This window comes from Sulfidibacter corallicola, from assembly GCF_017498545.1.
Classification (GTDB): Bacteria; Acidobacteriota; Holophagae; order Acanthopleuribacterales; family Acanthopleuribacteraceae; genus Sulfidibacter; species Sulfidibacter corallicola.
This window is the reverse complement of sequence record NZ_CP071793.1, coordinates 7443331-7456127: the sequence shown is the minus strand read 5'-3', so window position 1 is coordinate 7456127 and position 12797 is coordinate 7443331. Positions and strand designations below refer to the sequence as shown.

Here is a 12797-nt window from a genome sequence, read left to right as displayed (position 1 = left end):
GAGATCGCAATCGAAGAAATTCATCGAGAAAATAAACGAAAATAGTCATAGAATAAACTCACCTCTTTCCGAAAATACCAATTTATCAGAACCATCTCCCCGCCAAGACTTCGAACCTCTTGGCTGGGGATCTCAAGCTTGAAGGAGCGAACATGAGTGAGTTTGTATCCAAAGATGGCACCTGGTCCATCGCCGTAACCTCTCCCAGCCGGGCAGACACACCTGTCCTGAAAATCCCCAACCTCACCCAGGGCAACGTGATTCGGATCACCGCCAACTTCTTCGGTTCACCCGATAGCGGATTCTATTACGACGTGAAATCCACCAACAACGATGTCACCGCGATGAGTCCGACGGGCGGATTGATCCAGGGTGCGGGAGGTTGGCAGGCCTGCACGCGCATCGTCTTTTTCAAGGTGACCAACATTTCTTCCCAAACAGGAGTCGAAGACGCGGACTTCGAGGTCCTGTTCTCCCAAGGAGACCTCGACGGCAAGGGTCGCCTCAGCAACTTCCTGCTGGGAGGCGAAGTGGTTTCCACCGTCACCGCCGGCGCCTAAGGGTCACGCGGGCTCGTCCTCCGATCGTGACCAAGCCATGGTCGGGGGCGCGCCTGTTCGGTCGCTTCCTTTATCCGGGTATTTTTTCCAAGCGAACCAACATTCGGCTGTCGGGAGTTCCCGCAAACCACAGAAGTGGCCCCAGCCTGACCGGCTTCCCAACCCGCCTTGGAATCTGTTCGAAGCGGCCAAGGCTTCATTGACTCACGTAGCCCAAGTGGGAACGACGCGCCCAAGCGGAACAGGGGCCTACCAAACTGAGGCGCTCGGCTTCGAAAAGGTGTGGCCGCGAGGGGTTCCTGCAAGGCCAGCCCAGTTTGGTGCACCTTCCAGCCTGGACTGCCTTGAACGACGCCAAAAATCAAAGGTCATCTTCCCCAGGTAGACGGATTTCGATTCACTTTTTTCCCAGACCCAAAGGGGGTACATGCCATCCAAGTCGTAACCATGATATGTTTCTATCGGGTCCTAGACTCATGAATGACATCCCAGGAGAGTCACATGCCATTACTGAGCCCCCGCCTGTCTCTTTTACTCATCACAATCATAGCGGGGGTTTCCCCGGCCTTGGCTGGCCCAAACCCGATCGCCACCTTCGAACTGGTTGAGAAGGAGCTGTTTATCAGGGTCTACGAACATGCGATCGACACCTTCGACGGACCCATTCCCTGCTGGACCTATGTCACGAAGGGGCTGGCGAACCAAGGCCAAAAAGAAATCGTCATCACGGTCAAGAAGTATCCAGAGTTGACCGAGGTCGAAGCCCCGGGCCTGTTTTTCTACTTCAAGGTTGTCCACCACCTCGCCTCCAAGGGTAAGTATGTGGATGTTGGGGACTATACGGCTATGGCCGAAGAGATTTGGTTCCTCAAGAATAACGCACTCAGTTGGGTCCTCTACACCCATGAACAACGATTTGAAGGTGTCGACTATCCCGATACCTTCCTGCTGGGGCTCATCCTCCCAAAGGAAGAGGGGCAACTCTTGCGCAGTTACGGCCCCACCCGGATCATGTCCCTCCTAGGGAATGTATACCGATATTATCCCACCATCGCCTGGTCCGATCGAAGGCGCACGCCCGTCATCGATCGCGACACAATGAAAAAGAGCGTTTTATCTCAAATATTTACAACCGCGTTTCCCAATGTTTCGGTCACCCACCACGTGGCAGGTGGCGAGAACGATCAAGATCGGTTGGTTTTGACGTTGACCCCGCTTGCATCGGAAAAATTACCCGGATACCTTGCCGATGATTCGATGGAACTTGCCACGCTCTGTCTTCCGGATCCCAATGCGGACGCTTCTTACGTTTGGTGGCCCAATAAACCCGATCGCTGGCTGAATCAGGAAATGGGCTCCCAGGCACGGGCCAGGACAGGAAACTTCATCCTCTTTCAACGCAATGAGGAGCAGAACGCCGGCCTGTTCTTGGAAGACGGCTTTGTCATGCAGTTGACATCGAAGGATTACGAAAGAGTCATCGTCGCCATCGCCGACGGAAAACCCCTATTCATTCCCGCCGATGGGGATCATCCGGGCCTAGAAATTCGTTTTCATGCACCGGCTTACCCAGCAACTGGGCTTCCCATCCGAACACATTCATCGCCGGCAAACGAGCCCGCCGCCACGGAATCTCTGGCCAAGCTCGAACAACGGCTGTTCCAAGCCATTGGCCTGATGAAAGAGGCCAAGGATGCACAAGCTTTCGAGATGTTGAAAGAGGTTTTTCAAGATGAACACATCGATTCGGAAGGCGCGCACCAAACCAAGTTCATGACCATTCTCTACCTTGGCCGCTTACGTGACAGGATTCCGGCCGCACGCCAGTTGCTGGCTGCCCGGCGAGATGAGATCGCGGCCCAGTTAAAACCTGGCGAAGTCGAGTTAAACCAGGTAATTCACTTGTTTGGACCTTACACTCAATTCAACAATGCACTGGGCGAAAGCGAAAAATCCCTAGAGCGATATTATGTGTTCAAGAACGCCAACGATCGAGTTCACAAGATCATGTTCCCCCTGATTCAAGATCAACTTCTCGAGCGGCGCGATTACGAGGAGTTCTTGTCGATTGGAGCCGATAAACGGATCGATAAGATCTTCGAAATTTGGGAATCCACACGCAAGACACCCAACACGAACCCCAAATCGCCGGCTCAGGCGACCAAACTGACCGCAAGAGAGCGCTCATTCGTGAAACAACTTGGTAATTACTATCAATCCTTTTTGGGATCGGGACAAACGGAGAAAGCAGCTCACATGGCCGAACGACTCGCCACCGTCAACGCAAGCGCCGAAACGTGGAGAGCGCTTGCCTGGAGCGGGTATCTCAGCGGTAAACCGGTCAAGGCCAACCTGAAACAGGCGCAATTCGCCATGAAACAATCCGGTTGTTGCGATATCGCGGCCATCAAGACCTTGGCCCTCGTGATGGATGGGTTGGGCATGAAAAAGGAGGCGATCGAGTTTCTCGAGAAGGCGAAACTGGATATCGAGGATCCCGAAGATCAAAAAAGCCTCGATCAGATTCTGGCCGACCTGTCTGACTGATACTGGATTTTCCTGGATCAGGAATCATAGGTAGTCGAAAACCAATCAGGAACCCTGGAATTTTGAAAACCAGGATAAGCATCACCATGATGAAATGCCAATTGGATGCTTCTTCCTGGATTTCGCCTTTTTTGGGTTCCTGATTCATTTTCATCAATTAAGGATCCAGGCTCCTTCGCGAGGAACCAGGTTGGCCGGAATGGAAAACGGCCCCTGGGCTCGCTGCCAGCTACCTCGATGTGTTGGATCGGCTTTGTTAAAATGCTAAAAAACCCCGAGGCAACCACATGTACATCCAGTCGCTGGACGATCTCTTTCGCTTTCTTCGTTGGTGGTACGAGACCGATCGCGAAGCGGCCGGTTTGCCCGAGCATCGCGTTCCCGCCGAGCTTCCCGATCCGTTGCGCCGGTTTTATCTGGAGTTCGGCAGGATGACCGCCATCGAAGACGAACCCGCCCCCTTCAACACCCAGGACATGCTCGGTTCCATCGCGGACCTGGAGTATGAAGACGGCATGGTCACCTTCAGTTGGGAAAACCAGGGCAACTGGTCGTGCAAAACCAGGCTCGGAGAGAAGGATCCGCCCGTCTTTTCGGATGCCGGAATGCTGTGGGACGAACACTGCGAGGGTTTCGAACAGGTTTGCGACTCGCTGGAGCATTTTCTCGTCACCCTGGCTTTGCAGGAGACCCTGATGTCGTGCAAACCACTGTGGGGATTGGAGAACGATCCGCAAGAGGGTGATTTACTGATCGCCAGGGAACCCCTGTGGCTGAATGGCAGGTATGTCAGCGGGGAGCCCGATCACCAGTTTCACGTCGCCAGGGAACCCAAGGCGATCTTCATGGGATACCAGGGCTTTTGGCTGGGATCCAAAACGGACTGTCTCGACCGGGTCTTGAAACGGAACGTGGATTATCGGGAGATCCAATAGCTGCTTGCCCCCGGACTTGGGTACACGGATCAGAAACCATAAAAGTATGTCCACGAATCACACGGATCGACACGAATTCAAAACCATCCTCCGATCCCGTTTTCCCGATTTTTGAACGACCCATCCGCACTGCCAAGACCATTCCGTGGAAATGCCTTGATTCGTGTCATTGGTGTGATCCGTGGACAAAATGGCCCTGCGCCGAGAAACCCACGACACCTCACCAACGCATGGGCAAGTCACACCGACTTGGGTATAATCCCCCCAACTCGAGGGGGACATCGATCCATGAAAGCCGTATGGGCCGCCCTGTTTCTGGTCATGCTGACAAATTGCACCTACCTGAAACACACCGCCATCCAAAAGCGCTACAAAACGCTGCAGGAAACCGATCCGACCATGTTGAACCTCAAACACATGTTGGAGGAGGAGACCTACATCGTGCACGGTAAACTGAAACTCCCCAGGGGCATGGGTGTTCGGGGCAGCATCGCCGTGGCGGCATTTTCCAACCGGTTTCGCGAAAACGAACTGGTCGATATCTTCCATCAAGTGGGCAGCAGCGGCATTTTCGGCCTGAACCTGCCGCAGGGCGATTACCGCCTGTACGTGCTCCACGATCGCAATCGGGATGGGTTCTACGGGAGCGACGAGGCCATCGGCCATGCCCCACTGAAGGGCGAGCGCTTCCCCCGGGAGATCAAGGTGATGGCCTTTCGCGACTTCGCCTATACGCCCTCGATTCCCTTTTCGGTGGATGCGCCCATCGAAGTCCGGCGATCCCGGATTCGGGATTCGGTTTTTTATCCGGCAGGCAGTATTCGCGAGCTGGACGACCCCGTCTTCGACGACGAAATGGTCACCCTGGGCCAATACGATCCCGCTTCGTTTTTGGAGGCGGCACCCCAGCTCTTCTATGCGTTGGAAAAGGACATCGCGTACAAGATCCCGGTGGTTTTCGTACACGGTATCGGCGGTTCGCCCAGGAATTTCGATGCCCTGCTGGCGAAGCTGGATCGCAGGTTCTTCAAACCGTTCTACTTTTACTACCCCTCCGGTGGCGACCTCTCGCAAATGGCCGACTTTTTCTACGACATCTTTCTCAGCACCCGCTATCTCGGCGACAATGACCGCATCCCCACCGTCATCGTGGCCCACAGTATGGGCGGCCTGGTCGTGCGCGAGGCCCTCAACAAACTGGAGGAGAAACCCGGCCGCAACGCCCCGTTCCATTTCATTTCGATGGCGTCGCCCTTTGGCGGCCATCCCGCCGCGGCCATGGGCGAGAAACACGGCATGATCGTGCTGCCTTCGTGGCGAGACCTGAATCCCCACAGCGACTTTGTCGCGCACCTGTTCCGCCATCGACCGACGCGCTTCGAGCACGTGCTGATCCACGCCTTCGCCAACGATCGCTCCCTGAAGTGGGGAGAAAACAGCGATGGCGTGGTTCCGCTCTCGAGCCAACTGCGCACCGAGGCCCAGAACCAGTCGACCCAGCTCCGGGGATTCGCGGCGACCCACCGTGGCGTGCTCGATCAGGCGGAGGTGGTCGATTACGTGTTGGCCTACGTCCATGCCTTGTCGATCGACTACCCCCAGGACCACATCGCCTCGTTGCTGAAGGGCGGTTTCGAGGTCCGCGGCACGAATTATTCCGCCCGCCAAAAACACCTCATCGAAACCGTCGGCCATTATTTCCTGGATCTCACCGAAGGCCGGCTCGAACCGGTGAACGCCGATCAGGCTCACTTCGTGCGGGCCTCGCGGGGCGAAGTGAAACCCAAGAGCCACACCGAACGCGGCTGGATCAAATATCTGAGGGAACGGGATCGACCCTGATCACCCGTTTGAACGGGAGGTGTGGCAGGGTCACCTGCCCTTCCGTGCCGCCGATCTGGCCCACGGCTCCGAATGGTGGGATGCTCGACAACCGGCAACAGGGCTTCTCCCCGACCTTCGACACCTGGCCGACCCACAACAATCTCGACATCCTCGGCGGTGCCCTCGCCGACCACGATTCCGAGTGTCCCTGACAGCCCGAATTCGGAGGGGCGCCGACCCGGTCCCCTTCCTCCCGAAGGTTCGTTTTTCGGAGAAGCTACGCCACCGGCACATTGTTTTTTTGGCGGGAATTCCTTTCTGACGGGAATAAATGGAACAGACGCCCCTCCGGGCGCGGACGGAACCACGCGTTTCACCCACGTTCTTCCATCGCCGCATCCACTGCAGGTGCGCCTCCGATCATCCGGTCCTGGCCGCCAGGACCCTTCCGGCGGCCATGTTCACGTAGCGGGCGGTAAGTTTTTTGAGCCCTTTTTTCGCGGTTTCCCGCTTTCGGTAGTGGGACCGATGCCGCTCCCACACACAAACACCCGTGCGTCTATATGAGCATGCGACATGTTGCAATTTGAGGTATCCATGCGAATTTTCAGGTTCTCGATTCCCTGCCTCGGTTTGATTTACCCGCTTTTCTCGAGCTTGCTTTTTTTCACGCCTTTAGAGGCCCAGGACCTTCAGTGCGACGATTCGGTCAACGCCAATTTGAATGCCACCTATCACGACATCCTGATTACCGACAACGTGCACCTGCTGGGCGGTGCCCGCCAGGGAACGCCCGGCATTTGGCACAGCCCCGACGGCGTTCGCTGGGCACAGGCCGATGCCGTCGCTGCCCATCCGATATCCGCCTTCGCCCACAGCGGCGACGCCTTCGTCGCCATCCAATCCCAGGGCAACCAGATCCTCTACAGCGAGGACGGCGTCACCTGGGAAGAAACCAACACGCAGACTCGCATCAACGGCGTTCATTTCGAAGGCTTTCGATTCGTGGGCGCCGCCGAAAACGGGCGCATTTTCCACGGCAGCCTGGACGGTGGGCGCTGGAACCCGTTGATCGAATTCGTGACCGACGAAGACCTTCTGGATGTCACGGGCAACGAGGAGGTCTTGGTCGCGGTCGGCGATAATCGGACGATCCTGTTCAGCATCGACTCGTTCTTTTGGACCTTTGCGGACGTCACCGAAGACTTGGACCCGGATACCGCGATCGTGTCGGTCGCCTGGGGCGGCAATCGGTTCCTGGCACGCTGCGAGGACGGCACCCTGCTGACCAGCGGGGATGGCAGGGAGTGGGCCATCGAATCCACCGGCCAGCTCCCCGATCACCTGGGCATGGCGTGGGATGGCTCCAGATTCTGGGAAGTGGACACGACGGGGCTGCGCCGCAGTTCGAACGGAGACACCTGGACCCACGAGCCCGTCACCAAACCGGTCGCCTTCAACCGCGTGCGCTGGCAGGGAGAGGCTCTCTGGGCGCTGGGATCCGAGGGTCGCGTATACCGCCGAGAGAACGGTGGCAAATGGATGCGATTGTTGCCCGATTTCGACGCGGACGCGGTGGGCAAGGTACTGGACGACACCCTTTACGTGTTCGCCGACAACGACATGTACATGACCGAGGACGGTTATTTCTGGCGAGAACTGAACATCGGCAACGAGGGCGCCATGTCGGACGTGGGTCGAGGCGATACCGGACTGGTGGCCATCAGTCGCGAAGGCACCCTGTGTACGTCCCGCAACGGACAGGATTGGACCAGCCGGTCGTGGGGCAACCCGGATGCCACTTTGGAAAGCGTGCAGTACCTCATGGGTCGATGGTGGCTACTCGATAGTGAGGGACGCGTCATGGTCTCCAATCACGGAACCGGCTGGGTAGCCTCGGATCTGGTTCTGAGCGACCGACCACGCACCTTGGAAGCGCGCGACGGCCGGCTTTACGCCTTCAGCGGCGATCGTACCTACATGAGCGAGGACGGAATCGCGTGGCAGGGCGTGCCCCACCGCGGCAATCCGGGTGGCGAGGTCCTTTCGAACGGCGAAGTACACCTGAGCTTCGATGGTTCCAAGCTTCATCTCAGCCGCGACGGGGTTTCCTGGTCTCCGGGCACGTGGATCTTCAACCAGGCCGCGGCAACCCACCTGACCCGGATCGGTGAGGCCTTCGTGCTCACCAATCCCTTCGAGTCGGAGGCCAGCCGCGTCAGCTTCGATGGCCTCAACTGGCGAGCCATGACGCTCGATGGCGACGACTTGATCGCGGTACAAAGGATTATCCAAGGTCCCGACTTCACCATGATTTTCGATGACGGGGGGAGCTATCGCATCGCGCGGTGCCAGGTGGCGCCGCCGACCACGGAAACCCCCGACATCGTGATTCCCTGGATGGTGGCCAACGAGCAGTGGTCGAGCCGCGTGAGCTTCATGAATCCCGGCGACGAGGAGAAAACCCTGGGCCTCGTGGCTGTGACCCAAACCGGGAGCAGGTATGAAAAAAGCCTTCGGCTCCCCCCGCGTTCGGTCCTTGCCCGTCAATCTACCGACTTGTTCGGCGACTTCACGGGCTACAGCCTGATGGTCTACGGTGCGGGTGAAGAGGTCATCACTTCGTTCCTGACCTTCAACCTGGAGGAGATCTCCGGCGGATCCTCCCCCTCACAGAGTACCGGTTGGCCGCAAAGCAAGTGGTCCGAATCCCTGACCTTCGGCTATCTTCCCGAGGAGGGTATCTCGTCGATCGTGTTGGTGGCACCCGAATGCCCCTACAGCAACACAGAAATCACGATGACGTTTCAAAACCTCGACAGGGACCAGGAATGGCAAGTCACCCGCAGCCTCGCCCGGAACTTTCCCACGGTGCTTTTGGCCAGTGACCTGATTCCTCCCGAACTCCAGACCGGTGCAGTTTCGGTTCACGTGCGCGCCAAAAATGGTGCCCGTTTGGCGGGAACCACCTTCATTTTCAACGACCTTCGCCAACCCTCGATGGCCGGTGCGATCCCCACGGAGGCTGGACGATGAACCCCTTTTTCCCAGGTGGCCCGACGTATCGCCACACGCAACTTCGCCATCCCGGCCACGCCAATTCCACCATCGGAGGCTCCCCTGTGTTGACCGAACGACGCCCGTCAAACACGACGGCCCGCGCAATCCCGTTCGCCATGCTCCTGTCCATCGCCCTCTTCGGCATTCCGGCCGCCCGCGCCGCGGAAGACTGTCTGGCGACGGCACCGACCGACTTCATGAGTTCGCTTTGGGGTACCCATTTGGGCACGACCTTCAAAGGCGAGACAGTCGTCGCAGGCTATGCGCCGGAACGGCTTGGGCGCCAAAATCATGCGGTGATCGGCATCTTGGACGATGGCCAGACGACCGTGGCCCCTTGGCCATCCACGAGAGGGTCCGGCTGGCAGCGACTGATCGGGAACGCCCGCGAATTGATGGCTCTCGACAGCCAAGGTTTCCTGTATCGCAGCACAGACGCGGTCACCTGGGATCCAGCCCTGACGCCCGACCCGGTCGAGGACCTGTTGTGGGATGGATCGGAATGGTGGGCGTTGACCACCACCGGCCTTCACGCCTCCCGGCGGAAGGACAGTTGGCGCCAGGTGCTCTCATTGGAAACCAGCCAATACTATCCCAACCGTTTGGCCTACAACGGCAACGTCTACCTGGTGGTAGCGCGCAATACCTGGTACCGCTCAGATCGCGGCCTCGCTTGGGAGTCCTTGGATCCGAACAGCTTTCTTCCCGATGGCGGTGTTCGCGATGTGACGGCGTTCCAGGGCCGGTTCGTGGTCGTCGGCGAGCGGGGCACGATCCGAGTCAGCCGCAACGCCACCGACTGGGAACGGGTGGTCCCGTTAACGCGGGATACGCTTGTCAGCCTGGCCCAAAACGACGATACCTTGTTGGCACTCGATCAAAGCGGCAGCCTCTATGCGACCCACAACGCCACCGAATGGAGCGAGGTCACCCTGCCCGAAGGGACCGGCCCCGTGGCCAAAGTCTACTGGAGTGGCAAAGACTTTCGCCTCGATCTAGACGACTACCGGATCCTGATCAGCGAGGACGGCGAGTCCTGGCGCGAGGAGACCTTCTTGGCCGGGAACGCCATCCAATTGGCCGCTTTCGGCAACGACAAGCTGGTCTTGATCGACAATCACGGCACCATCTCCGTCGCCGGCGATGACCGGGTCTGGCATCACATCGATCTTCAGGGCGCCCGAAACCGCTTTGATCTGCGCTGGACCGGGCACCGTTTCGCACTACTTTCCCAAACGATTCATGTCTCCCTTGACGGCACCGAATGGATGCAGCTCGCCACGAGCCTGGAAGATATCCGCGGCCTGGCGGAAAACGATTCGGCCCTGGTCGCAGTGAACGGCAGCGCTTCGGTGGTCACGGTCGATGCGGCCAACCCGGGCGGGGTCGTCCGCGCAATTGTTCCGGACGCACAAGCCTACGACCTAGTGTGGGACGGCTCGCGATTCGTCATTTACACGTCACTCGGCTCGCTGGTCAGCGCCGACGGAAACACCTGGCAACACCATCCGGTGGAGGCCTTGCCGCCGATTGTCAAATTGGCTTTTGGCGACGGCATCTACGTGGGCGTCGGTGATAAAGGCACCATGGTTTGGAGCGACGACGGCGTTACCTGGCAGGTGCGCCCTACCGCGTCGCGATACTCGTGGAATCAGGTTTACTGGAATGGCGACCAGTTCATCGCCTTTGAAGCCTGGCGCGAAGAATACCGTCCGCCCCGTTCCGAACTGTGGTCCAGCCCGGATGGTCTCTCCTGGACCATTCACCGTTTCCCCAACGGGATTGAAGCCCAGAGCATCGTTCCTCTACAGGACAGTCTGGTCACTGCCTATACCGCGGTTCGTCGCCACCATTGCCGGCTCGAGCCCATCGCGACCGAGATGGTTCCCCGCCGGGTGATTCCCTGGGTCGTGAACAACGCCCAGTGGCACACGACCCTCGCTTTCGTGAACGAGGACGTCCAAGCGCACTCCATTCACCTGGAAGCCGTGGCGGTGGACGGCTCGCGCGCCGAACAGACCCTCATCCTGGCGGCTGAAACCACGATGGATATCTCCGCCGAGGCTTTGTTCCCAGGCCTGAGCGGCTATACCATTCGAATCGATACGCCCAGCGATCGCCTGCTGGCTTCCTTCCTGATCGTCAACCGGGAAGAGGTTTCCGGCGGATCCTCGCCCGCCCAGACCGAAGCGGTGGACGTGACTCGGCTTCAATCCGGGCTCGCCTTCCCCTACCTTCCCGGCGATCAGATTCCGGCGCTCGTCGTGGCCGCCCAGCGCACCGATGACGCCACCACCCCGGTCCGTTTCGCGCTGTATGGCGAAGACCAAACCATCATCGCCACCCAGGAGCTGGACCTTACGGGTGATCGACCGCGTGCCACGCTGCTGGCCGACCTGTTCCCGGAGGTTCCGCTCCCCGACCACGCGGCCGTCACCGTTCAATCGCTGGACGGCACGCCCCTCACGGGCACGACCTTCGTCTTCAACAACCTGCGGCAGCCGTCGATGGCGGCCGCGATCCCTGTCGCGTCCGAATGAGGTCCGGGCGCCGAACGATGCCAGCGGTGTATCGTTCGGCGCCTGTTCGCGTTCAACGCTGAATCGCTCGGCACCCGTTCCCGCCCGGAAGACCGAGCGCGCGAAACGGCCTGCCGGATTCCCGACGACCCTGGCTCCCAGTGCGACCGCCGCCCTCGTTTGCGCTCCCAAAACGATCGCGGAAATCACCAAGCACCTCGGGGAATGGTGGCCCCGGCCCTCGTCACGCCTCGCGGAATAGGTCCAGCTCCAAACGTTCCCGAGTGGTCCCTCATGCGAACGGCCGTTCGCAAAGCCTCTCCGAACCGAATAAACCACAGATAACTTTTGAATCTCTTGCGTCAACCACCCTCGAATCATCTACTTAAGCGTCCCTCAGAATTTTTTTGGCGGTTTTTTCTTACTGGCGGGACTTACAGGGTGTCGGATTCAAAACCTGACATTCGGCCAACTTCACGGTGCGGGGACATTGGAGTGACGTTCTTTCAAAGGCTCTACAAGGGAGAGGTTCGCATCCTCCTGTTCCGGCTCGCCTACACTGCCGCCGTCGGACTGCTCATGTGGATCTGCGGTTCGGTGATCTTCGGTGTGGTCGCCGGCGCATGGGCCGCACTCGTCCTGGTCGTCGCAGGCACCTGTCACGCCTTCTGGATCTTTGTCCGGGCGCGACGGGAACTCGAGCCCTATTTCCTGCTGGGCCGGGTGATGCGAGGTGAAGCCGACCTCGAGGAAAGGAAACGCTTGCTCAGACACCTGCTCGAGGAAATCAAAGAGTACGAAGGAGAGGACTCATGAAGGGCGCAACGGACAACCCGCGTCTGAACACCTTTTTAGACATCCTGAACACCAACGGACTGATCCAGATCACTCCGGAAATCATTCAGAAAGCCAAAGAACACTGCGACTATGACGACGACGACACACTCTGTTTCGACGATCTCCTGGTGGATTTGCTCGATGAGCGAACCTTCCTCTGGGGGTGGGAAGTATTCGAGGGTGTCGAGGATTACGGACACGCCTTGGAAAAAGTCGCCGGAGTCGTGCCCGGATTCTATGCATCTCATGTCCGAGTCAGTTTTGACGAGACCGAAAAATTGGTCCGCCTGGATTTCAAGCAGGGGGGCGGGTGGAAACGCTGGCGTTTCAAGCATTACCACGGGGTTCAATCGGAAAATTTCCTCACCCACCTGGAGCTGGAACTGGCCACGAACCACGCCTACACCCTGTTTGTCGGGGACTGCGAAGAGTACGTCGCCCTCGTGTGCCTGCCCATCGCCGTGAAAGACCAATTGGTCGCCGCGAAACTGCTCGAAAATACGGAGGAATTCTGA

At 58.5% G+C, this 12797-nt stretch carries 8 protein-coding genes; all 8 read left to right on the top strand.

Translation table 11 applies throughout. The features are described 5' to 3' along the window. Positions 1–152 precede the first annotated feature (152 nt). Entirely contained in the window at positions 153–560 is a 408-nt protein-coding gene (locus J3U87_RS22965; RefSeq protein ID WP_237378110.1) for a hypothetical protein, read from the top strand. Positions 561–1061: 501 nt separating this feature from the next. Continuing rightward, complete coding sequence (locus J3U87_RS22960) at positions 1062–3107, top strand: tetratricopeptide repeat protein (protein ID WP_237378109.1); 2046 nt, start codon at positions 1062–1064, stop codon at positions 3105–3107. A gap of 287 nt (positions 3108–3394) precedes the next feature. Beyond that, entirely contained in the window at positions 3395–4042 is a 648-nt protein-coding gene (locus J3U87_RS22955) for a hypothetical protein (RefSeq protein WP_237378108.1), read from the top strand. 288 nt (positions 4043–4330) lie between these two features. Further along, on the top strand, positions 4331–5884 hold the full coding sequence (gene maoP / locus J3U87_RS22950; RefSeq protein ID WP_237378107.1) for a DUF413 domain-containing protein: 1554 nt from the start codon (positions 4331–4333) through the stop codon (positions 5882–5884). 579 nt (positions 5885–6463) lie between these two features. Beyond that, positions 6464–8902, top strand: coding sequence for a WD40/YVTN/BNR-like repeat-containing protein (locus tag J3U87_RS22945; protein ID WP_237378106.1), 2439 nt, complete (start codon positions 6464–6466; stop codon positions 8900–8902). Continuing rightward, on the top strand, positions 8899–11466 hold the full coding sequence (locus tag J3U87_RS22940; protein ID WP_237378105.1) for a WD40/YVTN/BNR-like repeat-containing protein: 2568 nt from the start codon (positions 8899–8901) through the stop codon (positions 11464–11466). The genes J3U87_RS22945 and J3U87_RS22940 overlap by 4 nt, the downstream gene beginning before the upstream one ends. A gap of 474 nt (positions 11467–11940) precedes the next feature. Continuing rightward, positions 11941–12261: a polysaccharide deacetylase family protein gene (locus J3U87_RS22935; RefSeq protein ID WP_237378104.1), complete on the top strand. Its 321-nt coding sequence runs from the start codon at positions 11941–11943 to the stop codon at positions 12259–12261. Further along, positions 12258–12797: a hypothetical protein gene (locus J3U87_RS22930; protein ID WP_237378103.1), complete on the top strand. Its 540-nt coding sequence runs from the start codon at positions 12258–12260 to the stop codon at positions 12795–12797. Before J3U87_RS22935 ends, J3U87_RS22930 begins: the two co-directional genes overlap by 4 nt.

Excerpts from the sequence above, each read along its gene's own strand:
- J3U87_RS22955 (WP_237378108.1), top strand. The coding sequence starts at position 3,395 with ATGTACATCCAGTCGCTGGACGATCTCTTTCGCTTTCTTCGTTGGTGG.
- J3U87_RS22960 (WP_237378109.1), top strand. The coding sequence starts at position 1,062 with ATGCCATTACTGAGCCCCCGCCTGTCTCTTTTACTCATCACAATCATA.
- J3U87_RS22940 (WP_237378105.1), top strand. The coding sequence starts at position 8,899 with ATGAACCCCTTTTTCCCAGGTGGCCCGACGTATCGCCACACGCAACTT.
- J3U87_RS22945 (WP_237378106.1), top strand. The coding sequence starts at position 6,464 with ATGCGAATTTTCAGGTTCTCGATTCCCTGCCTCGGTTTGATTTACCCG.
- maoP (WP_237378107.1), top strand. The coding sequence starts at position 4,331 with ATGAAAGCCGTATGGGCCGCCCTGTTTCTGGTCATGCTGACAAATTGC.
- J3U87_RS22930 (WP_237378103.1), top strand. The coding sequence starts at position 12,258 with ATGAAGGGCGCAACGGACAACCCGCGTCTGAACACCTTTTTAGACATC.
- J3U87_RS22965 (WP_237378110.1), top strand. The coding sequence starts at position 153 with ATGAGTGAGTTTGTATCCAAAGATGGCACCTGGTCCATCGCCGTAACC.